Origin of the sequence: Streptomyces sp. NPDC004539, from assembly GCF_040610055.1 — a bacterium.
Classification (GTDB): Bacteria; Actinomycetota; Actinomycetes; order Streptomycetales; family Streptomycetaceae; genus Streptomyces.
Window position 1 is genome coordinate 1 of sequence record NZ_JBEXLS010000008.1, and the last position, 21,376, is coordinate 21,376.

General features: G+C 71.1%; 23 protein-coding genes. 13 read left to right on the forward strand and 10 right to left on the reverse strand.

Going from position 1 to position 21,376, the window contains the following annotated elements; genetic code table 11:
* Positions 1-364 precede the first annotated feature (364 nt).
* The 4 genes from mqnE to ABZX85_RS18085 all read left to right on the forward strand — a co-directional run bounded on the left by mqnE (position 365) and on the right by ABZX85_RS18085 (position 3,293).
* Positions 365-1,528 (forward strand): aminofutalosine synthase MqnE, encoded by a 1,164-nt coding sequence (gene mqnE / locus ABZX85_RS18070; protein WP_355868984.1) that lies wholly within the window; start codon positions 365-367, stop codon positions 1,526-1,528.
* Positions 1,529-1,674: 146 nt separating this feature from the next.
* On the forward strand, positions 1,675-2,199 hold the full coding sequence (locus ABZX85_RS18075) for a GNAT family N-acetyltransferase (protein ID WP_355868987.1): 525 nt from the start codon (positions 1,675-1,677) through the stop codon (positions 2,197-2,199).
* A gap of 74 nt (positions 2,200-2,273) precedes the next feature.
* A complete protein-coding gene (locus ABZX85_RS18080) occupies positions 2,274-2,579 on the forward strand; it encodes a DUF4229 domain-containing protein (protein ID WP_355868990.1) in 306 nt (101 codons plus the stop codon).
* Positions 2,580-2,648: 69 nt separating this feature from the next.
* The gene (locus tag ABZX85_RS18085) at positions 2,649-3,293 is read left to right on the forward strand and encodes a TetR/AcrR family transcriptional regulator (RefSeq protein WP_355868993.1); all 645 of its coding nucleotides are present in this window, start codon (positions 2,649-2,651) and stop codon (positions 3,291-3,293) included.
* Between the two features lie 40 nt (positions 3,294-3,333).
* Here ABZX85_RS18085 and ABZX85_RS18090 read toward each other — a convergent pair whose 3' ends face one another.
* Together ABZX85_RS18090 and ABZX85_RS18095 are read right to left on the reverse strand one after the other, a co-directional pair.
* Positions 3,334-4,206 carry a MaoC/PaaZ C-terminal domain-containing protein gene (locus tag ABZX85_RS18090; protein ID WP_355868996.1) on the reverse strand — a complete coding sequence of 291 codons (873 nt, stop codon included), beginning with the start codon at positions 4,204-4,206 and terminating at the stop codon, positions 3,334-3,336.
* The gene (locus tag ABZX85_RS18095) at positions 4,206-5,504 is read right to left on the reverse strand and encodes a 3-oxoacyl-ACP reductase (protein WP_355868999.1); all 1,299 of its coding nucleotides are present in this window, start codon (positions 5,502-5,504) and stop codon (positions 4,206-4,208) included. Before ABZX85_RS18095 ends, ABZX85_RS18090 begins: the two co-directional genes overlap by 1 nt.
* Positions 5,505-5,613: 109 nt before the next feature.
* On the opposite strand from ABZX85_RS18095, the gene ABZX85_RS18100 reads away from it, so the two are divergent.
* Together ABZX85_RS18100 and ABZX85_RS18105 are read left to right on the forward strand one after the other, a co-directional pair.
* A complete protein-coding gene (locus ABZX85_RS18100; protein WP_355869002.1) occupies positions 5,614-6,936 on the forward strand; it encodes an acetyl-CoA C-acetyltransferase in 1,323 nt (440 codons plus the stop codon).
* A 209-nt stretch (positions 6,937-7,145) separates the two neighbouring features.
* Entirely contained in the window at positions 7,146-9,065 is a 1,920-nt protein-coding gene (locus tag ABZX85_RS18105; RefSeq protein ID WP_355869005.1) for an AMP-dependent synthetase/ligase, read from the forward strand.
* 6 nt (positions 9,066-9,071) lie between these two features.
* Here ABZX85_RS18105 and ABZX85_RS18110 read toward each other — a convergent pair whose 3' ends face one another.
* Both ABZX85_RS18110 and ABZX85_RS18115 read right to left on the reverse strand, forming a co-directional pair.
* The gene (locus ABZX85_RS18110; RefSeq protein ID WP_355869008.1) at positions 9,072-9,839 is read right to left on the reverse strand and encodes an SDR family oxidoreductase; all 768 of its coding nucleotides are present in this window, start codon (positions 9,837-9,839) and stop codon (positions 9,072-9,074) included.
* Positions 9,836-10,813: an aminoglycoside phosphotransferase family protein gene (locus ABZX85_RS18115; RefSeq protein WP_355869011.1), complete on the reverse strand. Its 978-nt coding sequence runs from the start codon at positions 10,811-10,813 to the stop codon at positions 9,836-9,838. Before ABZX85_RS18115 ends, ABZX85_RS18110 begins: the two co-directional genes overlap by 4 nt.
* A gap of 137 nt (positions 10,814-10,950) precedes the next feature.
* On the opposite strand from ABZX85_RS18115, the gene ABZX85_RS18120 reads away from it, so the two are divergent.
* Positions 10,951-11,478, forward strand: a complete 528-nt coding sequence (locus ABZX85_RS18120; RefSeq protein WP_355869014.1) for a DUF6817 domain-containing protein — start codon at positions 10,951-10,953, stop codon at positions 11,476-11,478.
* On the opposite strand, the gene ABZX85_RS18125 is transcribed toward ABZX85_RS18120, so the two are convergent.
* From ABZX85_RS18125 to ABZX85_RS18135, 3 genes are all read right to left on the reverse strand, one after another.
* Complete coding sequence (locus tag ABZX85_RS18125; protein WP_355869016.1) at positions 11,479-12,150, reverse strand: methyltransferase domain-containing protein; 672 nt, start codon at positions 12,148-12,150, stop codon at positions 11,479-11,481.
* Positions 12,151-12,222: 72 nt separating this feature from the next.
* Positions 12,223-12,537, reverse strand: a complete 315-nt coding sequence (locus tag ABZX85_RS18130) for an AzlD domain-containing protein (RefSeq protein WP_355869018.1) — start codon at positions 12,535-12,537, stop codon at positions 12,223-12,225.
* On the reverse strand, positions 12,534-13,280 hold the full coding sequence (locus ABZX85_RS18135) for an AzlC family ABC transporter permease (protein ID WP_355869021.1): 747 nt from the start codon (positions 13,278-13,280) through the stop codon (positions 12,534-12,536). Before ABZX85_RS18135 ends, ABZX85_RS18130 begins: the two co-directional genes overlap by 4 nt.
* Before the next feature lie 110 nt (positions 13,281-13,390).
* Between ABZX85_RS18135 and ABZX85_RS18140 the strand changes: the two genes are divergently transcribed.
* Complete coding sequence (locus ABZX85_RS18140; RefSeq protein WP_355869933.1) at positions 13,391-13,954, forward strand: XRE family transcriptional regulator; 564 nt, start codon at positions 13,391-13,393, stop codon at positions 13,952-13,954.
* 134 nt (positions 13,955-14,088) lie between these two features.
* Here ABZX85_RS18140 and ABZX85_RS18145 read toward each other — a convergent pair whose 3' ends face one another.
* Positions 14,089-14,292 (reverse strand): cold-shock protein, encoded by a 204-nt coding sequence (locus tag ABZX85_RS18145; protein WP_003992177.1) that lies wholly within the window; start codon positions 14,290-14,292, stop codon positions 14,089-14,091.
* Between the two features lie 348 nt (positions 14,293-14,640).
* Here ABZX85_RS18145 and ABZX85_RS18150 point away from each other — a divergent pair, with 348 nt between their 5' ends.
* On the forward strand, positions 14,641-15,489 hold the full coding sequence (locus ABZX85_RS18150) for a menaquinone biosynthesis protein (RefSeq protein WP_355869024.1): 849 nt from the start codon (positions 14,641-14,643) through the stop codon (positions 15,487-15,489).
* Between the two features lie 194 nt (positions 15,490-15,683).
* Here ABZX85_RS18150 and ABZX85_RS18155 read toward each other — a convergent pair whose 3' ends face one another.
* Entirely contained in the window at positions 15,684-16,673 is a 990-nt protein-coding gene (locus ABZX85_RS18155; RefSeq protein WP_355869027.1) for a hypothetical protein, read from the reverse strand.
* 85 nt (positions 16,674-16,758) lie between these two features.
* On the opposite strand from ABZX85_RS18155, the gene ABZX85_RS18160 reads away from it, so the two are divergent.
* The 3 genes from ABZX85_RS18160 (at position 16,759) to ABZX85_RS18170 (ending at position 19,453) form a co-directional block, all read left to right on the forward strand.
* Entirely contained in the window at positions 16,759-17,517 is a 759-nt protein-coding gene (locus tag ABZX85_RS18160; protein ID WP_355869030.1) for a prepilin peptidase, read from the forward strand.
* A 69-nt stretch (positions 17,518-17,586) separates the two neighbouring features.
* On the forward strand, positions 17,587-18,786 hold the full coding sequence (gene mqnC, locus ABZX85_RS18165; protein WP_355869033.1) for a cyclic dehypoxanthinyl futalosine synthase: 1,200 nt from the start codon (positions 17,587-17,589) through the stop codon (positions 18,784-18,786).
* 7 nt (positions 18,787-18,793) lie between these two features.
* Positions 18,794-19,453, forward strand: a complete 660-nt coding sequence (locus ABZX85_RS18170) for a hypothetical protein (RefSeq protein ID WP_355869036.1) — start codon at positions 18,794-18,796, stop codon at positions 19,451-19,453.
* A gap of 30 nt (positions 19,454-19,483) precedes the next feature.
* Here the strand turns inward: ABZX85_RS18170 and ABZX85_RS18175 are convergent, their stop codons facing one another.
* Positions 19,484-20,533, reverse strand: a complete 1,050-nt coding sequence (locus ABZX85_RS18175) for a chitinase (protein ID WP_355869936.1) — start codon at positions 20,531-20,533, stop codon at positions 19,484-19,486.
* 402 nt (positions 20,534-20,935) lie between these two features.
* Here ABZX85_RS18175 and ABZX85_RS18180 point away from each other — a divergent pair, with 402 nt between their 5' ends.
* Positions 20,936-21,280, forward strand: coding sequence for a hypothetical protein (locus ABZX85_RS18180; RefSeq protein WP_355869039.1), 345 nt, complete (start codon positions 20,936-20,938; stop codon positions 21,278-21,280).
* The last annotated feature ends 96 nt before the right edge of the window (positions 21,281-21,376 follow it).

Genomic DNA, 21,376 nt, shown 5'->3' on the forward strand with positions numbered 1-21,376 from the left:
GCCGGACGAACTCCCACTCCGCATCGGACAGCTCATGACGACGAATCACCCCACCATGATCCACCAAGCAAGATCAATTGAAGACACGCCCTAGGCCGTGTCTTTCGGATCAGTCCTGGGCGCGGGGCGTGGCACGCACATCTGCGGCGTTGTCGTCGGTCGCCGACGCGCCGCGTCGACTCCCTCCTCCGCCTTGCAGCTGCACGCACCACGCCCCGCTCACCGGCGTCGCGAAGTCGCCGCCTCTTGAGGCGGACTGATCCGAAAGACACGGCCTAGGGGTACTACGGGTACTACGGGGCCGCCGCTGCCCTGAACTGCGGGGGAGTACCTTTGGGGAAGCTGTCGTACGAAAGGTGGAGGCATGGACGTCGGGCTCAAGCGCGAGCTGGAGGAGAAGGTCCGCTCCGGCGAGCGGCTGACCCGCGAGGACGGCATCGCGCTGTACGACTCGGACGACCTGGCCTGGCTCGGCGGCCTGGCGCACGAGGTGCGCACCCGTAAGAACGGCGACGTCGTCCACTTCAACGTCAACCGCCACCTCAACATGACCAACGTGTGCACGGCGTCGTGCGCGTACTGCTCGTTCCAGCGCAAGCCGGGCGAGAAGGACGCGTACACGATGCGCATCGAGGAGGCCGTCCGGCTGGCGACGGAGATGGAGTCGGAGAACCTCACCGAGCTCCACATCGTCAACGGCCTGCACCCCAACCTCCCCTGGAGGTACTACCCCCGCTCCCTGCGCGAGCTGAAGGCGGCCCTGCCGAACGTCTCCCTGAAGGCGTTCACGGCGACGGAGATCCACCACTTCGAGACGATCTCCGGCCTGTCCGCCTCCGAGATCCTCGACGAACTCATCGACGCCGGACTGGAGTCGCTGACCGGCGGCGGCGCCGAGATCTTCGACTGGGAGGTCCGGCAGCACATCGTCGACCACCGCACCCACTGGGAGGACTGGTCGCGCATCCACCGGCTGGCGCACGAGAAGGGCCTCAAGACCCCGTGCACCATGCTGTACGGCCACATCGAGGAGCCCCGCCACCGCGTGGACCACGTGCTGCGGCTGCGTGAACTCCAGGACGAGACCGGCGGGTTCCAGGTCTTCATCCCGCTGCGCTACCAGCACGACTTCGTCGACCTGAAGGACGGCAAGGTCCGCAACCGCCTCCAGGAACGCACCCGGATGGCGACCGGCGCCGAGTCCCTGAAGACGTTCGCGGTCTCCCGCCTCCTCTTCGACAACGTCCCGCACGTCAAGGTCTTCTGGGTGATGCACGGCGTGCAGACCGCCCAACTCGCCCTCCAGCACGGCGCGGACGACATGGACGGTTCGGTCGTCGAGTACAAGATCACCCACGACGCCGACAACTACGGCACCCCGAACAAGCTGACCCGCGAGGACCTCCTCGACCTGATCCGCGACGCCGGCTTCCGCCCGGTCGAGCGCAACACCCGCTACGAGATCATCCGCGAGTACGACGGCAACGACCCGCTGCGCCGCGAGTCGCCCCAGCCGATGCGGGTCTGACCCCGACGGCCCGCACCCCGGCCGTACCCCTCGGGTCGTACGGGTCGTACGGGGTTCGTACGGGTACGACGCCCCGGCGTCCGGTGTGACCCAGTAGTCACCCGGACGCCGCCCAAGGGCCACGCGGTAAGGCTTACGATCGCGGAGTGTCCCTTACCTTCACGCTGGACCCCGCCGTCACCCCCGCCCTGCGTGACGGCGTCCTCGACCTCTGGACGGACGTCTCCAACGAGGGCGGCGCCGTCGGCTTCGTCGCCCCCGTTGACCGGGAGGCCGTCCGCCCCGCCCTGCTCAAGCACCTCGCGGAGATGGCGGCGGGCAGGGTCAGACTGCTGGTCGGGCACGACGAGGCGGGCGAGGTCGCCGCGACCGCCTTCCTGAGCCTCAACACCCACCACCTGATGACGCACTGGCTGTGGCTCTACACGGTGATGGTCCACCCCCGTCACCAGGGCAAGGGGTACGGCCACGACCTGCTCGCCGCCGCCGAGTCCGCCGCCCGCTCCCTCGACGGCATCGAGGCGATCCGCCTCACCTGCCGGGGCGGCCTCGGCCTGGAGCGGTTCTACGGGTCGTACGGGTACAAGGAGGTCGGCCGGGTGCCGTACGCGATCCGGGTCGCCCCGGGGGACGACCGCGACGACGTCATCATGCTGCTGCCCCTCCTCTGACCCCCGTCCAAGATCGCCCGCCCGGCGTGGTTGACTGGACGACGGACCTTTTCGAACCGGAAGAGTGGATTGCCATGCTCCGCTACACGCTGATGCGCCTCGGGATCTTCGTGGGCTGCCTCGGGGTCGTCTGGGCGCTCGTCTACTCCGGGATCGTCCCGCGCGGCCTCGGCGACTCCAACGGCATGTGGGTCGTGCTGCTCGCGCTGGTGCTCTCCGCGCCGATCAGCTTCGTGGCGCTCCGGAGGGAGCGGGACCGCGCCTCCGAGAACGTCGTCGCGCGCGTGGACCGGATGAAGGCGAACCTGGAGGCCAACCGCACCCAGGAGGACGGCCAGGCCGAGGAGGCCGCGCCGCGCGTCCAGGGGCAGACCTCCTGATCCTGTTTTCGGCCAAGGGTGCTCCTCGCCAGGGGAGTTGAACCCTGAACAGGCCCTAACCTTGGCTTCATGGGTGCCGTGAAGACCAAGCGGATGCCGCGCGCGGTCCGTGAGCAGCAGATGCTGGACGCCGCAGTGCGGACTTTCGGACGGCGCGGCTACATGGCCGCCTCGATGGACGAGATAGCCGAACTCGCCGGTGTCTCCAAGCCGTTGGTGTATCTGTACCTCAACTCGAAGGACGACCTCTTCACCGCGTGCATCCGGCGGGAGGCCGCCGCCCTCGTCGCCGCGATCCGCTCCTCGGTCGACCCCGAGCTGCCCGCCGACCGCCAACTCTGGGACGGGCTGCGGGCGTTCTTCGCGCACACCGCCGAGCACCAGGACGCCTGGTCCATCCTCCACCTCCAGGCCCGTACCCACGGCGAGCGCTTCGCCCACGAGGTCGCCGCGATGCGCGAGGAGATCGTGGCCTTCGTGACGGGCCTCATCGTCGCCGCCGCCCGCGCCGCCCACCGTGACCCCGACCTCCCCGAACGCGAGGTCGCCGGCCTCGCCGTGGCCCTCGTCGGCGCCGCCGAGTCCCTCGCGGACTGGGCCAACGCCACCCAGGGCGTCACCGCCCGCGAGGCCGCCACCACCCTCATGAACTTCACCTGGTCGGGCCTGTCCAACCTGATGGCGGGCAACCGCACCTGGTCGGCGCCGGAGTAACCCCCGCCTCACGGGCGCCCGGTCACGGCGCCCTCCCGTCTTACGGCCGTCCGGTCAGCGCGTCCACCCGCCCGCTCACATGCACCCGGCCCGCCTCCCCGTCCCGTCCCCGCGCCCGCAGCTCGAAGCGCGACCCGTCGGACGCGAACACGACGGCGGACGGCAGCAGCACCGGCGCCCGGAACTCCGCCCGCACCCGCACCGCCGGTGGAGTGCCCTGGGCGGCGAGGGAGCGGGCGGCGGTCCACATGCCGTGGGCGATGGCCCGGGGGAACCCGAACAGCCGCGCGGTGAGCGGGTGGAGATGGATCGGGTTGCGGTCCCCGGAGGCCGCCGCGTACCGCCGCCCGACGTCCCCGGCGAGCCGCCACTCGTCGAGCACCGGCAGTGGCACGGATTCTGACGTGACGTCAGCGGCCTTGCCAGGGGCGTCCGTTGTCCGGTGCCGCGCGAGATACGTGCTCCGCGACTCCCACACGAGGCCGCCGTCGCGCCGCAGCTCCGTGACGACCGACGCCTCGGTCCCCCTGCGATGCGCCGCCAACCCCTCGACGTGCACGCCGAGTTCGTACACGCCCGTCGCCGCCAGGGTCTCGTACCTGCTGATCTCGATGGACGTGTGGACCAGCCCGAGCAGCGGCAGCGGGAAGCTCCGCGCGCTCATCAGCCGCATGGCGAGCGGGAATCCGAGGACATGCGGGTAGGTCACCGGCAACGAGTCGTCCCCGGTGGCGAACCCGCAGACCCGTTCGTACGCGGACAGCCGCGCGAGATCGACCCGCAGCCCGGGAACGACGAGCCGCTCCCGCGCGAACTCGGCTTCGGGGCGCGGCCGTTTGGCGGGGGAGAGGAGCGCGCCCCGCACGAAGAGCGGCACGAGCGACGGTACGGCGCCCAGCGTCGTCGTCGCCATCAGGCCCCCAGCAGACTCTGGCCGCACACCCGCACGACCTGCCTGTTGACGGCCCCGGACGCCGGATGCGCGAGCCACGCGGTCGTCTCGGCGACGTCCGCCGGAACCCCGCCCTGGGCGAGGGAGTTCATCCGCCGCCCGGCCTCCCGGATGAACAGCGGCACGGCGGCGGTCATCTTCGTCTCGATGAATCCGGGCGCGACGGCGTTCACGGTCACCCCGTGCCCGGCGAGCGCGCGCGGCCCCAACGCCCTGACGAGACCGGCGATCCCGGCCTTGCTCGCCCCGTAGTTGGTCTGCCCCGCGTTCCCCGCGAGCCCGGCGATGGAGGCGGTCGCCACGATCCGCCCGCCCGGCCGCAGGGTCCCCTTCCCGAGGAGTGCGTCGGTGGTCCGCAGGACGCTCGCGAGGTTGACGTCCAGCACCGAACTCCACCGCTCGGCAGGCATGTTGACCAGCCGCCGGTCCCGGGTGATACCGGCGTTGTGGATCAACACGTCCAGTCCGTCCGGGAGTTCGGCGGCGATCCGCTCCCCGGCGTCGGCCGCCGTGATGTCCAGCGCGAGCGCGCGTCCCCCGAGCCGCTCGGCGAGCCGCCGCGCGTCCTCCTCGGCCTGCGGCACGTCGAGGAAGACGACCTCGGCGCCGTCCCTGGCCAGCGTCTCGGCGACGGCCGCGCCGATCCCCCGCGCGGCCCCGGTGACCAGGGCGGTCCGGCCCGCGAGGGGCCGCTCCCAGTCCCCGGTGTACGCCTCGCCCGCCCCCACCTCGATCACCTGTCCGCTGACGTACGCGGACTTCGGCGAGAGCAGGAACCGCAGCGTCGACTCGGCGGCCCCGGCGTCGGCGACCCGGACCAGGTTCACCGTCCGCCCCCGTCCGATCTCCTTGCCGAGCGAGCGGGTGAACCCCTCCAACGCCTGCTGGACGGCGGCCTGTTGATGGTCGGCCGGGTCAAGTGGCGCGCCCAGCACGACGATCCGTCCGCTCGCGGCGACGGACCGGACGACGGGGTGCAGGGCGGCGTGCACCTCGGCGAGCGTCTCGACGTCCCGCACCCCGCTCGCGTCGAGGACGACCGCCGCCGGATCGCCGGGGCCGGTGCCAAGTCCCGTACGGGCGAGGACGGGTGGCAGGTCCAGCGTGGAGGTACCGGCCGTAAGGTGAACCAAGGTGCCGGTGAGGGACGGGTGTTCGGGCGAGAAGCGCAGGAGCGCGGCGGGCTGCGGCAGACCGAGCCGACGGGTCAGGAAACGGCCGGGTGCGGTGGCGGTGAAGCTCAGATAGCGGTCGGCCATGTACGTCTCCCCAAGTCTTTCCAGTCTCTCCACCGGCCCGGCGGAATTACTTACTCCGGAGTAAGGTTACCTGGGGTAAGTCTAGGTCAAGGCTGAGGAGCAGGTCGAGATGAGTCCCCTGGAGCTGGTGCGCGACGGCGAGTCCAAGCCCCCGGTCGAGCCCCCGCGCGCCCGCCGGGTCGCGGTGATCGGCGGCGCCCGCACCCCCTTCGCCCGCTCCGACGGCCCCTACGCCACCGCCTCCAACCAGGAGATGCTGACGGCCGCCCTGAACGGCCTCGCCCTGCGCCACGGCCTCGATGTCCCGGGCGTGGTAGGTGAGTTCGTCGCCGGTGCGGTCCTCAAGCACAGCCGCGACTTCAACCTCGCCCGCGAGACGCTCCTCGGCTCGAAGCTGGACCCGCGCACCCCCGCGTACGACATCCAGCAGGCGTGCGGCACCGGGCTCCAGGCGATCATCGCCGCCGCGAACAAGATCGCCCTCGGCCAGACCGACTCGGCCGTCGCGGGCGGCGTCGACACCGCGAGCGACGCTCCGCTCGGCGTCAACGACGACCTGCGTCGCATCCTGCTGGAGGTCCGCCGCGCCAGGTCGGCGGGCGCCCGCCTCAAGGCCCTCGCGAAGATCCGCCCCGGCCACCTCGTCCCCGACATCCCGCGCAACGCCGAACCCCGCACCGGCCTCTCGATGGGCGAGCACGCGGCGGTGACGGCCCGCACCTGGGACATCTCCCGTGAGGCACAGGACGAGTTGGCGGCGGCGAGCCACCAACGCCTCGCGGAAGCCTACGAGAGCGGCTTCTTCGACGACCTCGTCGTCCCCTTCCGGGGCCTGAAGCGGGACCAGAACCTGCGCCCCGACTCCACTGCCGAGAAACTCGCCGCGCTGAAGCCGGTGTTCGGCACCGACGGCCCCAACCCCACGATGACGGCGGGCAATTCGACCCCGCTCACCGACGGCGCCGCCGTCGTGCTCCTCGCCTCCGAGGAGTGGGCGGAGACACGGGGGTTGGAGCCGCTGGCCCACCTCGTGGCGTACGAGACGGCGGCCGTCGACTTCGTACGCGGTGACGTCGCCGGAGGGGAGGACGGCCTGCTGATGGCGCCCGCCTACGCCGTCCCCCGCATGCTGGAGCGAACCGGCCTGGAGATGGGGGACTTCGACTTCGTCGAGATCCACGAGGCGTTCGCCTCGCAGGTGCTCGCGACGCTGGCCGCCTGGGAGAAGCAGGGGCTCGCGCCGGTCGACCGCGAGCGGCTCAACGTCACCGGCTCGTCCCTGGCGACCGGCCACCCCTTCGCGGCGACGGGCGCCCGGATCGTCGCGACCCTGGCCAAGCTGCTCGCCGAACGGGGCACCCCCGGGCGGGGGTTGATCTCGATCTGCGCGGCGGGTGGGCAGGGGGTGACCGCGATCCTGGAGCGAACATGACACTTCCTCATATAACCTCGATACTGCACAGCCCCACCCCCGGACCACCTCCCGACCCTCACAGGCCCCCCACGTCGGCACCGTACGATCGCCTTGCCTAACCGCTGGTAACCGCTTTCTCCGAGGCCCAGGACTGAACGCCTCGGTGCACGAGGCCCGTATGTCCTGCAAGCAAGCGTTTTTTCCGCTGCGCGCCCAGGGAGCCGCCTGTGTCCACCTCGTACCCCACGTCGGCCGACTACGCCGACGGCACTCCCCCGGCCCTCGTCGAGCCGGAGGTGCGGCGGCTCGACGGAGTCGTCCGCGAGGCGGCCGTACCGGCGCTCGCGCCGCCCGTCACCCACGGCTCCCTCGCGGAACTCCCGTACGACAACGCGGCGGTGGCACCCGACCAGGTGGTCCTCAGCAGGCGGGACGCCGAGGGCCGGTGGAGCGACGTGACGGCGGCGGAGTTCGCCGCCCAGGTGCACGCCGTCGCCAAGGGGTTCATCGCCGAGGGGCTGGTGCCGGGGGACCGGGTCGCGATCATGGCCCGTACGACGTACGAGTGGACGCTCCTCGACTTCGGCGCCTGGGCCGCCGGCCTCGTGACCGTCCCCGTCTACCCGACCTCCTCCGTCTTCCAGGTCCGCTGGATACTCCAGGACTCCGGCGCCGTCGCCCTCGTCACCGAGACCGTCGGCCAGGCCGCCGCGATCGGCCCCGAGCGCGACCGGCTGCCCGACCTGCGGCACATCTGGGTCATGGAGAAGGGCCACGTCGACCGGCTCGCGGAGGCCGGCGCGCACGTCCCGGACGCCGAGGTGGAGATCCGCAGGGGGATGCTCATCCCGGACACCCTGTGCACCCTGGTCTACACCTCGGGTACTACGGGGAGACCCAAGGGCTGCGCCATCACCCACGGCAATTTCTTCGCCGAGGTGGACAACGCGATCGAGCTTCTCCACCCCGTCTTCAAGGCGCAGGGCATCGAGGTCTCCGTCCTCCTCTTCCTGCCCATGTCCCACGTCTTCGGCCGGATGGTCGCCATCGCCGCCGTCCGCGCCCGGGTCCGCCTCGGCCACGCGCCGAGCATCAAGTCCGAACACCTCCTGCCCGACCTCGCCGCGTTCCGGCCGACCTGCCTGCTCGCGATCCCCTACATGCTGGAGAAGGTCTTCAACGTGGCGCGGGCCCGCGCCGAGGCGGGCGGCCGGGTCACCTCCTTCGACCGGGCCGTGTCGGTCGCCCGCCGCTACGGCGAGGCCGTCGAGGCGCAGAAGACCGGCACCGGCTCCGGCCCCGGGGCGGCCCTGCGCACCGCCCGCACCTTCTACGACCCGCTCGTCTACCGCCGTATCCGCAACGCCATGGGCGGCAGGGTCCGGCACGCCATCTGCGGCGGCTCCCCGCTCGGCCGCCGGCTGTCCTCCTTCTACCTCGGCGCGGGCATCGAGATCTACGAGGGCTACGGCCTCACCGAGACGACGGGCGCGACGACCGTGACGCCACCCCTCAAACCCCGGCTGGGGACGGTCGGTTGGCCCATGCCGGGCACCCGTATCCGGATCGCGGCGGACGGCGAGATCCTCATCGCCGGCGACCACGTCCTGCGCGGCTACTGGGACCCGTCCGCCGGAGGCGTCGTCCCGGCCGCGCCCGACGGCTGGCTCGCGACCGGCGACATAGGGGAGCTGGACGACGAGGGCTACCTCACGATCACCGGCCGCAAGAAGGAGATGATCATCACGGCGGGCGGAAAGAGCGTCGCCCCGGCGCCACTTGAGGACTGGCTGCGCTCCCACCCGCTGATCTCCCAGTGCATGGTCCTCGGCGACGGCCGCCCCTACGTCTGCGCCCTCATCACCCTCGACCCGGAAGGCGTCACCCACTGGCGCCGGATGAACGGCAAACACCCCGTCCCCGCCGAACTCCTCATGGGCGACGAGGAGTTGGAGTCCGTCATGCAGCGTGCCGTCGACGAGGCCAACAAGCTCGTCTCCCGCCCGGAATCCATCCGCAAGTTCGCCGTCCTGCCGGTCGACTTCACCGAGACGGCAGGGCACCTGACGCCGTCGATGAAACTCCGCCGGGCGGCGATCCTGCGGGACTTCGCCGAGGTCGTCGAGGGGCTGTACGAGCCGCGCTGAGCCGTCCTACGACGCGAACCCGCCGTTGCTCAGGATGAGTTGGCCGTTGATCCACTGGCCCTGGGGCGAGCAGAGGAAGTCGACCAGGTGCGCGGTGTCCCGCGGAGTCCCCATGCGGTTCAGGGGAGTTCGGGCCAGGGCCATGGCGCGTACCTCGTCGTCCATCCAACCCGTGTCCACCGGGCCCGGGTTGACGACGTTCGCGGTGATCCCGAGATGCGCCAGCTCGTGCGCGGCGGCCTGCGTGATGCGGTCCAGGGCGCCCTTGCTCGCCCCGTAGGGCAGGTTGTGCACGGTGTGGTCGCTGGTCAGGGCGACGATCCGGCCCGTGCCGTACGGGGCGTCGAACCGGCGCCCGAACTCACGGATCAGCAGCCAACTCGCCCGCGTGTTCACGGCGAAGTGCCGGTCGAAGCTCTCGACGCTCGTGTCGAGGATGCCCGAGTCGACGCTCTCGCAGTGGCACATCACCAGCGCCGTGACCGTACCGAGCCGCTCCACGGCCTCGTCGAAGATCCGCGCCGGGGACTCGGGGTCGGAGAGGTCCGCCTCGACCGCGTGCACGGCCGCGCCGCGCTCCACGAGCCCGGCGGCGATCGCCTCGGTGGCGCCGGACTCCCGGCCCCAGGACATGCGGTCGTCGTACGGCGTCCAGTGCGTGAACGCGATGTCCCAGCCGGAGGAGGCGAGCCGGGCGGCGATCCCGGCGCCGATGCCGACGGTCCGGCCGACTCCGGTGAGCAGGGCGAGGGGGCGGGCGGGTGTGGTCGTCACAGCGGTCGATGGTCGGGCAGTTCCCGCCCCGCCGCAAACGCTTTTCCGTCGGTCAGCAGCTCCGCCAACTCCTCGGCGAACACGGTGATCCGGTCCAGCTCCGGCCCGCCCCGCGCCACCCGGAACCCGTGCCGCCGCGCCCAGAACGCGGCCTGTACGGCGTGCAGTTGGGCCCAGCGCCGCAGCCTCTCCCGCTCGATCCCGGCGGCCTCCCCGAAGACGTCCACCACCCGCAGCGCCGCCGCCCGCAGATCCGGCGCCGCCAGCAGCGAGAACGCCCGCGTCTTCAGGAAGTTCGCGCCGTCGTACCCCGGGTCCCCCACGTACCCCTTCGGGTCCACCGCGAGCCACGGCTCCCGCCCGGCCCGCAGGATGTTCCTGGCGTGCAGATCTCCGTGTACGAGGGTGTCGGGCTGCCGGCGACCGAGGTCCCGGATCGTCTCGCGGGCGGCGTCGAGAACACGGGCGGCCATGCCGTGCGCCAACTCCTCCGCATCCACGTCGAGTTGGCCCGCCCACTCGTCGGCCCGGTCGCTGAGCCGAGGCAACCGGACGGGCGCCGGTACGGCGAGCCGCCGACTGAGGTCCCCGGCGACCGACGCGATGACGTCCTCGTCGCCCTCCGTCTCGCCCAGCGTCGCCGCCTCCACCCGCTCCAGCAGCATCCCGAACCGCGCGTCGTCCCGCTCGTACAGCAACACGGCCCCCCGCCCCGCCCAGACGGCGAAGGCGTCGGGCTCATGGACGTTGCCCGGATGCGGAAAAGACACCTTGAGAACCGCCGACATCCGGCCCTCCCGTACTACGGGTACGACAACCCCCACCCCGCCGAACATCACCCCACCGTCCTGAACACATCCCCACCGCCCGAGCAACTCGGCGACGATCCCGGGCAGTTCAGCGAGCCAGCGGCCACCGGCAACGCCCTCCCGCTCGACGGTGGTCCGGGCGAAGACTTCGGGCACCTCGATCATCCGGGCACTCTAGTCCGACACCCCTCGCCCGAACGCCGTACCTGTCCACGCCCGCGTGTCCACGGCTACCGTCACCACAGCCCCGTACTCGACCCGCTTCCAGCCCCACCAGTTGGCCCCGGCAAGGAAGGTCCCCGATGAGCAGAGCCGAACTGACCGCCGCGCTGACCGAGTTGGGCGCGGCCACCACCCCGCACCCCGGAGGCACTCTCCTCACCCACCTCCACCGCGTCCACGACCTCCTCGCCTCCTGGAACGCCCGCGAGACTCTCCAACTCGCCGGTCTGGCCCACGCGTTCTACGGCACCGACGGTTTCCCCCACCCGCTCCTCCCGCCGGACCGCCGTACCGAACTCGTCGACCTGGCCGGCGCCGAGGCGGAAGCCGTCGTCCACCTGTACGCGAGCTGCGACCGTAGGGCCACCTATCCGCACCTCACCGGACCAGGGGCCCCGTTCCGTGACCGTTTCACCGGCCGGACCCTGCACCCCGACCGCCAACGCCTCTGTGACTTCGCGGAGTTGACGGTCGCCAACGAACTCGACCTGGCGATGCACGACCCGGCGTTCCGGGAGAAGTGGGGGCCGGAGCTGCTGGTGCTCTTCACCCGCTTCAAGGCGCTGCTCAGCGAGGAGTGCTGGGGCGCGGTGCGCTCGGTGCTGTGATCACTCGGCGGACTCCGTGTCTTCCGCGTCCTCCGAGGCTTCCGCGCGTTCCGCGATCAGGAAAGCGTGCGGTGTCTTCTCCTCGCCCGTCGCCTCGCGGACCGTGCGGGACAGCATCGTGAAGCCGGATCGTTTCAGGAGGTCCTCCATGAACTCCGGGCGGCGGCGCAGGAAGTCGATGGCGACGGGGTGTCCCCAGGGCTGGTCGTAGTGGCGGGGTTCGTCGCCGACCTGGAAGGCGAGGAGGAGGTGGCCGCCGGGGGCGAGGGCGTCGCGGAAGCCGGTGAAGAGGCGGGGGAGTTCGGCGGCGGGCGTGTGGATCGAGGAGTACCAGCACAGGACGCCGTCCAGGGAGCCGTCCGCGAAGGGGAGGTCGAACATCGAGCCCTGGTGGAAGGGGACGGCGGGGTTCTCGCGGCGGGCCACCGCGAGCATCGACTCCGAAAGGTCGAGCCCGGCGATGTCCAGCCCGAGCCGGGAGAGATGCCCTGTGGACCGGCCCGGCCCGCACCCGAGATCGGCCACCTTCCCACCGGCGCCGACGAGTTCGGCGTACAGCCCGAGCACGGCCCGCTCCAGCGGCCGGTCGGCGAGTTCGTTCCGGAACCGCTCCGAGTAGTCCTCGGCGATCGCGTCGTAGAAGGTACGGGTGGTGGAGAGGAAGTCAGTCATGGTCGGGGACCCTAACGGGGGCCACTGACAGCCCCCTCGGTACGAGGGGACGGTGACTTCGGGCGAGGGGTCTCAGCCGACCCCTGCTCCCCGTAGTACCGCGGTGGTACCCGCCGCCCCCAGCACCACCACGACGAACGGCGCCCGCCGCCACGCCAGCCCGACCCCGACCAGTACCCCCGCGGGACGGGCCCAGCCGGGGAACCCGCCGGTCTCGGTCAGCGCCCCCGTGGCCAGCATCGCCACCAGCAGGACGATCGCCCCGGCGGACAGCATCCCCCGCACCCGCTCGGGAAGCGTCACCCGGCCGTGCAGCAGCGGCCCCGTCAGCCGGAAGGCGTACGTCCCGAGAGCCAGGACGAGAATGGCGGTGACGGTCGGACTCATGGGGTCACCTCAGGGTCGTACGGGGTGGACGCGGTGGGGGTGGTGGGAGGAGTGGTGGCGGCGGGGTCGTAGAGGAAGAGCCCCAGGAGGGCTACCAGGACGGGTACGCCCGTGGGCAGGAGCGGGGTCGCGGCGAGCGCGAGTGCCGCGCCGAGCGCGGCCGGCCCGCGGACCCGGCGGTCCTCGCGGAGGGCGGGCAGCACGAGGGCGGCCAGGATCGCGGGGAACGCGGCGTCGAGGCCGAACCGGGAGGTGTCCCCGAGGGCCTGCCCCGCGAGCGCGCCGACGAGGACGGCGGTGTTCCACACGGCGAACAGGGCGAGACCGGACGTCCAGAACGCGGCGCGGCGCCGGGCCGGACCGGACTGCGCGAGGGTGAAGGCGACCGTCTCGTCCGTGACCAGATGCGCACCGAGCAGCCGGGTGAACGGACGCCGTCCGATGTCCTCGGCGACGGCCAGACTGTAGGCGGCGATACGGGTGTTGAGGACCAGCCCGGTCGCGGCGGCGGCCAGCGGCCCACCCCCGGCGATCAGCACGCCGACCGCGCTGAACTGCGCCGATCCCGCGTAGACGAGCAGCGACATGACCACCGGCACCCACACCGGCAGCCCGCCCGACACCGCGATCGCCCCGAAGGAGACCCCGACGACCCCGCTGGCCAGGCAGACGAGGAGGACGTCACGGAGGACGTCGCCGAGGAGGCCGGACCCCCTAGGGGTCGTTCGGCGTGGCAAACGCATGTTCTCTAAAATGAACGCGAGGAGTGCTGTTCGTCAAGCCGAACGATCGTACTGGTGCAGCGAACGCGGCGAGCACATCGAACACGGCGAGCACAGTGAACGGAGCGAAAGTGGACGAACCTGGAGTAGGCGGCCCCCTGGAATGGCTCGCGATCTCGCTGAAGCGCGAGCGCGCCCGGACCGGCCTGTCCCTGTCCGAGCTGGCCAAACGCGCCGGCATCGCGAAATCCACGCTGTCCCAGCTGGAGTCGGCCGCCGGAAACCCGGGGATGGAGACGATCTGGGCGCTCGCGGTCGCGCTCGGCGTACCGTTCAGCGCGCTGGTCGAACCGCCGACGCCGCCCGTCCAGGTCATCCGCGCGGGGGACGGCCCCAAGGTGCACTCGGAACAGTCCAGTTATCTCGCGACGCTGTTGTCCGCGAGTCCGCCCGGAGCGCGCCGGGACATTTACTACGTATGGCTGGAACCCGGCACCGTTCGAGAATCCGAACCGCATATTCCGGGAACCGTGGAACACCTCGTGGTGACCGAGGGGAGAGTGAAAGCGGGACCTCGTGGAGAGACCGTGGAGGTCGGTCCGGGGGATTACCTGTCGTATCGCGGAGATGTCCCGCACACGTACGAGGCGACGGCCGCCGGAACGAAGTTCGTGCTCGTCATGCAGCACATGTGAACGGGAAATGAATTCGGCTCGGCGGTCGCCGAACGGAGGAAAAGGCAGGAGCCCCGTCGCCGGAAGGCTCGGGGCTCCTTGGGTGGTGCTCTCAGACTGCGATCACGCTGCCGGTTCCGGCAGTCGCCCGGCGATCAGACCGGGGTGACGTTCTCCGCCTGCGGACCCTTCGGGCCCTGGGTCACGTCGAAGGAGACCTGCTGGTTCTCCTCCAGGGAACGGAAACCCGAGGCGTTGATCGCGGAGTAGTGGACGAAGACGTCGGGGCCGCCGCCTTCCTGGGCGATGAAACCAAAGCCCTTTTCGGCGTTGAACCACTTCACGGTTCCGGTAGCCATAAGCCCTCCTTGGGCCCAAAGGGTCGCCCTGCTCCAGAACCTGCAAGTGTGAAAACAGTGCTGCACAACTGCAAACTTCCGAAAACGTCGAGAGCCCGCGGTCACATGCTCCGCAGGCTCTGTACTGCAAGGGAAACCAAACTGCAACTTGCGGCGAGCCTAGCACGCAGGCAGCCGAAAGCGATAGAGGTCAAGATCACGTCACTCGGATGTTTGAAACGCCCGAGTAAGGGTTGACGCCGGGGTCGGGCGTGGACGGATCTGAGAGCCCCCTGATACCCGTAAGACCCTGGGGGGATGATGGGGGGTGACTCCGCAGCCTACCCGACTGGGGTCTAGCCTCGCGATGTGGACAATTCTCGCACCCGGCCGCGCGTCGGCCACATCCAGTTCCTGAACTGCCTGCCCCTCTACTGGGGGCTCGCGAGAACGGGCACGCTGCTCGATCTTGAACTGACCAAGGACACCCCGGAGAAGCTCAGCGAGCGGCTCGTGCAGGGAGACCTCGACATCGGTCCGGTCACCCTCGTCGAGTTCCTGCGCAACGCCGACGACCTGGTCGCCTTCCCGGACATCGCGGTCGGCTGCGACGGGCCCGTCATGTCCTGCGTGATCGTCTCGCAGGTCCCCCTCGACCGGCTGGACGGCGCCCGCGTCGCCCTCGGCTCGACCTCCCGCACCTCGGTCCGGCTCGCCCAGCTCCTGCTCGCCGACCGGTTCGGCGTCACTCCCGAGTACTACACCTGCCCCCCCGACCTGAGTCTGATGATGCAGGAGGCCGACGCCGCCGTCCTCATCGGTGACGCCGCCCTGCGGGCGAACCTCCTGGACGGGCCGCGCTACGGACTCCAGGTCCACGACCTCGGCGCCCTCTGGAAGGAGTGGACGGGGCTCCCCTTCGTCTTCGCCGTCTGGGCCGCCCGCCGCGACTACCTCGACCGCGAGCCCGAGCTGACCCGCGAGGTCCACCGCGCCTTCCTCGCCTCCCGCAACCTCTCCCTCGACGAGGTCGGCAAGGTCGCCGAACAGGCCGCCCGCTGGGAGGAGTTCGACGAGCGGACCCTGGAGCAGTACTTCACGACCCTCGACTTCAGCCTCGGCGCTCCCCAGTTGACGGCGGTCGCGGAGTTCGCACGGCGCGTGGGGCCGACGACCGGCTTCCCGGCGGACGTGAAGGTGGAACTGCTGAAGCCTTGAGGTGAGGGGCCTGGGCCAACGAGCTTGAGGACCCGGGCCGGTGAGCTTGAGGACCTGTGTCGTGAGGCTTGGGGGGCCGGGCCGATGAACCCTGAGGGGGCGGGCCGGTTCGCCGTGAGGGACTCGGGCATCGGACAAGGCGGGCCGGCGAGGGCCGTGGGAGACGCGGGCCGGTGAGCCGTGGGGGCCCGGGTCTAACGCCGCCCGAGCCACTGCTCCTCGTCCAGCAACTTTCGCAGCCGCGGCGAGAGTTCGGGTACGACGGCACCCGCCGCCTGCGCCCTCGCGACCGCCTCGACATAGGCCAGCGCCTCCTTCCGGAGCCGCTCCTTCTCCTTGCCCTGCCTGCTCCCGGCCAGCCAGATCCAGACCGCGAGGGGGACGAGGGCCAGCCCCAGGTAGCCGAGGGTCACCCCCTGCCACCAGCCGTAGCCCGCGCCGATCAGCCCGGCGACGACGAGGAGACACCCGGCCTCGTCGTGCCAGCCGCCCTGGTCGGCGATCTCCTCGTACGCGGCGACGGAGGCCGGCACAGGAGGGACGGCGCCGGCATAGGGGTTCGGGACGCCGGGCGCTCCGGGCGGCCGATGACCGTAAGGACCGGCGGCACCCGGGGACTGGTACCCGTAGGGGCCCGCCGCGGCACCACCCGGAGTACCAGGCGCACCCGGAGTACTAGGGGTATCACCGGCCGTCGTCCGGTACACCGGCACCGGGACCGCCGGCTTCGTACCCCCGTACCCCGAGCGCCCCTCCAGCCAGGCCGGGACATGCGTCACCGGCAGTCCGCGTGAGCGGGCCACCCCGAGGACATGCCGGTAGCCGATCAGCACCGGGTGCTCCAGCTCCCGCTTCCAGCGGGCGTGGACGGATATCAGGAGACCGATCCCGACGGCCAGGACGGGGACGGCGGGCCCGTAGGCGAGTACGGGCTTCCCGGCGAACGCCGGAACCTCGGGACCGATGAACGGCCACACCGCGCCGACCAGCAGCGCGAGCCCGCCGAGCCAGACGAGCGGGCCCCGCTGGCTCCAGTGCAGCGCCTCCCGCCGCTCGTCGAACATCGCGGCCACGGTCCGGTCGTCCAGGTAGTCCACGCCGTACTGCGCGCTGATCGTCCGCACGGACGCGAGCACCGTCGGCTCGGAGGCCAGCGTCGCCCCGCTGATCGGAAGAAGGTCCATTTCGGGATCATGACACGGGAGTTGGCGCACTCTCATGGGGGAACCGTGGGGGAGTCACGACCGGGCGGTGGGGCAGTATCGCTCCGTGACGACCGAGCTGTGGGCGAGCGCCGCCGGGGCCGCGGCCTGGGGCGCCCTGACGGGTGCGCTGCTGCCCCGGGCCGTGTACCGGTTCTCCGTACCTCTGGAGGACGATGCGGGGGACGACCCTGAGGGCTGGCGTCGGGAGTGCCCCGAGGGGCATCCCCTGGGCGGCTGGCTCGGCCCGGCCCGCTGCGAGCCCTGCGGAACCGGGAACATCCCCTACGGTCACCCCCGTACCCCCTACGCGGTACTCACCGCCCTCCTCGCCACCGCCCTCGCCCTGACCACCGGCCCCCACCCCGAACTCGTCGTCTGGCTGCTGCTCCTGCCCGCATGGGTGGTACTCGCGGCGGTGGACGTACAGGTACGACGGCTCCCGGACCCGCTGACGCTCGGACTCGGGGCGACCGCCCCCCTCCTGCTGGGAGCAGCCGCGCTGATCCCGGGACACACGGGCGACTGGACGACCGCGCTCCTCGGCGCCGCGGCCCTCGGCGCCGCCCTGCTGGCGCTCCACCTCCTCAACCCCGAGGGCATGGGCTACGGCGACGCGAAACTCGCCGTCGGACTCGGGGCCGTCCTCGGCTGGTACGGCTGGGACACCCTCCTGTTCGGCGCCTTCGCCGGATTCGCGCTCGGCGCGGTGTACGGCGGCGTGCTGGCCGTCGTCCGCAGATCCCGGTCGACGACGATCGCGTTCGGCCCGTTCCTGATCGCCGGGGCGGTACTAGGGGTACTGGCAGGGGCGTGGACGGCCTGAGAGGAGTCCCGTAATACCTCTGGCGTAGGCTGGAGCGGTCCGTCCACAACCCTTACGAAAGGGACGCCGGTGACCGAGAAGGCCGACCTCCAGCCCGTCCTCGACCGTGCCGCAGCCGGTGGGCGGATCACCCCGGAGGAGGCGCTCGACCTCTACCGGGACGCCCCGCTGCACGCGCTCGGCGCCGCCGCCGACGCCGTACGCCGCAAGAGGTACGCGGGGACCGAGCACATCGCGACGTACATCATCGAGCGGAACATCAACTACACGAACGTGTGCGTCACGGCGTGCAAGTTCTGTGCGTTCTACGCCCCGCCGAAGGCCAAGGACAAGGGGTGGACCCGCGATCTGGACGACATCCTGCGCCGGTGCGCGGAGACCGTCGAACTCGGCGGGACGCAGATCATGTTCCAGGGCGGGCACCACCCGGACTACGGGGTGGAGTACTACGAGGAGCACTTCGCCGCGATCAAGAAGGAGTTCCCGCAGCTGGTCATCCACTCCCTCGGGGCCTCCGAGGTCGAGCACATGGCCAGGATCTCGAAGGTGAGCGTCGAGGAGGCGATCCGGCGGATCAACGCGGCCGGACTCGACTCCTTCGCGGGCGCCGGCGCCGAACTGCTCCCCGAGCGGCCCCGCAAGGCGATCGCACCGCTCAAGGAGTCCGGCGAGCGCTGGCTGGAGATCATGGAGACGGCGCACAACCTGGGCGTCGAGTCCACCTCCACGATGCTCATGGGCACCGGCGAGACCAACGCCGAGCGCATCGAGCACCTGCGGATGATCCGCGACGTCCAGGACCGCACGGGCGGCTTCCGCGCGTTCATCCCGTACCTCTACCAGCCGCAGAACAACCACCTGAAGGGCCGTACGCAGGCCACGATCTTCGAGTACCTGCGGATGATCGCGATCTCGCGCCTCTTCATGGACAACATCGCCCACATCCAGGGCTCCTGGCTCACCACCGGCCAGGACGCGGGCCAACTCACCCTGCACTACGGGGCGGACGACCTCGGCTCGGTCATGCTGGAGGAGAACGTCGTCTCGGCGGCCGGTGCCAAGCACCGCTCCAACCTCCAGGAAATGATCGACATGATCCGCACGGCGGGCCGTGTCCCGGCCCAACGCGCCACCACGTACGAGCACTTGGTCGTCCACGACGACCCGGCGAACGACCCCGTCGACGCCCGGGTCATGTCCCACATCTCCTCCACGGCGATCGAAGGCGGCACGGCCCACCCGGAGTTGACGATCCTGGCGACCAACTAGGCGTCTCATGCTGACGATCCACACCGCGCCCCTGCTGCTTCCGGCCGGGGCGCCCCCGGTCGAGAACGGCGCGGTCGCGGTGCACGGCGACCGCGTCACGGCCTTCGGCACCTACGACGACGTCGTGGCCGCCGCTCCGGCCGCGCGGGTGCGCCGCTGGCCCGGCACCATCACCCCCGGCCTGCGCCAGTGGCACCCCCTGTGGCTGCTGCGCCGCTGCTACCACCCCGACCCGCGCGAGTCCGGCGAACTGGGTGAACTACCCCTCTGGGGCGAGGAGTTGGCCGCCCTGGAGCTCTCGGAGTCCCGTTGGTCCGGCAGTGTGCGGCGCGGCATCCAGCGGATGCTGGCGCACGGCACGACGGCCGTCGCGGCACCCGGCGCCCGCTTCACCGACCCCCTCGTCGCCCCGGCGATCGCCCGCTCGGGCCTGGCGGTCGTCACCGTCGAGGGGGCGCCCGGCACGCTGCTCGGCGACCGTCCCGACCTGGACCCGTTCGCCGAGGGCTACGACCTGCCCGGCACCGTCCACGCCCCGCTGACCGTCGGCGGGCGGGCCGACCTCGCGGTCTTCGACGTCCCCGACGAGGCCGCCCTCGTCGCGAAGGGCGCCGCCACCTGCGTGGCCACCGTTCTCAACGGCCGTCTCGTGTACCGGAGTCGGTGAACGGCCCACCGCACGGCCCGTGTCGACGGCTCAGCCCGCGAGCGCCTTCCCGAACGCGCCCGAACTCTGCGTCACCCCGCTGCAATTGGTCGCCGCGTCGTCCTGGTCGGAGACGTCCGACTCGCACTGCTGGTCGCGGAACGTCGACCACATCGACACCCAGGCGACCCCCTTCTGCTCGGCGAACGAGCGGAGTTGGGCCGCGTCGGAGAGGGAGAACGTCTCGTTCGCGATGTCGTTGACGCCGATCATCGAGGTGAGGGCCATGGCGTGCCAGGCGGTCTCGTCGCTGGTGCCGAAGACGGACTTCAGCTGGGTGTGCGTGGCCGTCGCGGAGGTGATCGCGTAGTCGCCCATGTCCCCGGTGTAGGTCTCGCCGTAGTTCATGGTCATGATGTTGACCGTGGCGACCTGGACGTCGTACTTGTTCGCGGAGGCCAGCAGGGCGAGGCCGTCGGCGTCGAGGCCGGAGGGCATCACCGGGAGGGTGAAGGAGACCTCCAACTCGGGGCGTGACTTCTGGAGTTCGGCGATCGCCTGGGAGCGCAGGGCGACCGAGGCGCTGTCCGTGAGCGTGGTGCCCTCGATGTCGAAGTCGGCCTTCGTGGACCCGGCCGCGTCCAGCGCGGCCCCGTAGGCGGCGGCCAGCTCCGAGGCGCTGGAGCAGACCGTCGCCAGCTCCTTGCCGGAGGCCCCGCCGAAGGAGACCCGCACGCTCGACCCGGAGGCCGTCAGCTTCGATATCCGGGATTTCACGGCCGCGTTCCCGATCGCCGTCGTCCCGTTCCACTTCGCCGTGCAGGTGCTGCCGTCGGAGATCACGAACGCCAGGTTGTACGTGGCCGGGGAGCCTGCTGAGTCGTTGGCCGACGCCTCCGTGGCGCTCACGTAGGGGGCGTACCCGGTCGTGACGGTGGTGGTCGTAGGGGACGGTGATACCGAAGTACCAGGGGAGGGGGACACCGGTTCCGCCGGTCCGGCCGCCGCGTCCGACGTCGTACCGGAATCGGCGGAACAGCCCGCCGCGGCCAGTGCGAACAGACAGGTCAGCCCGGTCAGCGGCACCAGGAAACTCCGCATTGCGTAAGCACCCACTTTCGTGATTCCTGTCTCAGCGAGGAGATCGGCGCCGAAACAAATGGTGTTTCCGAAGGGAAATGTCTCACACGGGGGACGAGCCCGCGGGAACAGTCACCACACAGGAAAACCACGGTCAGAGCCGAGCAGAAACGGACAACTTCCCGTCCTGGGTGGGCAATCGAGCCTGCCGGGCCGGACGGGCGCCGCGCAGGCGTTTCCCCGTTCTCTCAGGCTAAGGACAGGTTCAGACGTTTCTCATGGGTCTCTCACATGGAAGACAGAGTTTACGCCACATAAACGCTCCCTAATATCCGGGGAATGCAATCCGAGCCTGCCATCGAAAGCCGCGCAGCCACTCGCGGCCGGCGACGCAAACGCGGCGCCGGCTCCGGCGAGGGGCCCGTGTTCGTTGACAACTCCGGACGCAGATCCAAGGCGCTGCGCCGGATCGGCCTCCTCGTCGGCGTCGGCTGCCTCGCCTACGCCGTCGTCCTGGGCGCCGCCTTCATGGGCTGGGGCTCCTCGCTGACCCCGTCCTCCCTGCTGCCCTTCGGCCGCGGCGGCCAGGGCCAGGGCCCCGGCGGCGTCGGCCCCGAGGGCGGCCGGGGGAACCAGATCGGCGGCGCCCCCACCGGCGTGCCCACCGGCATCCCCACCGCCGCCCCGACCGGCTCCCCGCCCGCCCTCCCCGCGGGCACCACCCCGACGTCGATCCCGTCCCCGTCCGCCTCCGCGTCGGCCGGCTGACCGGACCCGGTCGCCCCCAACTCCGCTCGGGCGACCAGAAGTTGGCGAACTGGCCGAAGAACCCCGGAAGTTCGGGCCGCAGCGCCGGAACGGACC

Excerpts from the sequence above, each read along its gene's own strand:
- mqnE (WP_355868984.1), top strand. The coding sequence starts at position 365 with ATGGACGTCGGGCTCAAGCGCGAGCTGGAGGAGAAGGTCCGCTCCGGC.
- ABZX85_RS18080 (WP_355868990.1), top strand. The coding sequence starts at position 2,274 with ATGCTCCGCTACACGCTGATGCGCCTCGGGATCTTCGTGGGCTGCCTC.
- ABZX85_RS18085 (WP_355868993.1), top strand. The coding sequence starts at position 2,649 with ATGGGTGCCGTGAAGACCAAGCGGATGCCGCGCGCGGTCCGTGAGCAG.
- ABZX85_RS18090 (WP_355868996.1), bottom strand. The coding sequence starts at position 4,206 with ATGGCGACGACGACGCTGGGCGCCGTACCGTCGCTCGTGCCGCTCTTC.
- ABZX85_RS18095 (WP_355868999.1), bottom strand. The coding sequence starts at position 5,504 with ATGGCCGACCGCTATCTGAGCTTCACCGCCACCGCACCCGGCCGTTTC.
- ABZX85_RS18100 (WP_355869002.1), top strand. The coding sequence starts at position 5,614 with ATGAGTCCCCTGGAGCTGGTGCGCGACGGCGAGTCCAAGCCCCCGGTC.
- ABZX85_RS18115 (WP_355869011.1), bottom strand. The coding sequence starts at position 10,813 with ATGATCGAGGTGCCCGAAGTCTTCGCCCGGACCACCGTCGAGCGGGAG.
- ABZX85_RS18120 (WP_355869014.1), top strand. The coding sequence starts at position 10,951 with ATGAGCAGAGCCGAACTGACCGCCGCGCTGACCGAGTTGGGCGCGGCC.
- ABZX85_RS18125 (WP_355869016.1), bottom strand. The coding sequence starts at position 12,150 with ATGACTGACTTCCTCTCCACCACCCGTACCTTCTACGACGCGATCGCC.
- ABZX85_RS18130 (WP_355869018.1), bottom strand. The coding sequence starts at position 12,537 with ATGAGTCCGACCGTCACCGCCATTCTCGTCCTGGCTCTCGGGACGTAC.
- ABZX85_RS18135 (WP_355869021.1), bottom strand. The coding sequence starts at position 13,280 with ATGCGTTTGCCACGCCGAACGACCCCTAGGGGGTCCGGCCTCCTCGGC.
- ABZX85_RS18145 (WP_003992177.1), bottom strand. The coding sequence starts at position 14,292 with ATGGCTACCGGAACCGTGAAGTGGTTCAACGCCGAAAAGGGCTTTGGT.
- ABZX85_RS18155 (WP_355869027.1), bottom strand. The coding sequence starts at position 16,673 with ATGGACCTTCTTCCGATCAGCGGGGCGACGCTGGCCTCCGAGCCGACG.
- ABZX85_RS18170 (WP_355869036.1), top strand. The coding sequence starts at position 18,794 with ATGCTGACGATCCACACCGCGCCCCTGCTGCTTCCGGCCGGGGCGCCC.
- ABZX85_RS18175 (WP_355869936.1), bottom strand. The coding sequence starts at position 20,533 with ATGCGGAGTTTCCTGGTGCCGCTGACCGGGCTGACCTGTCTGTTCGCA.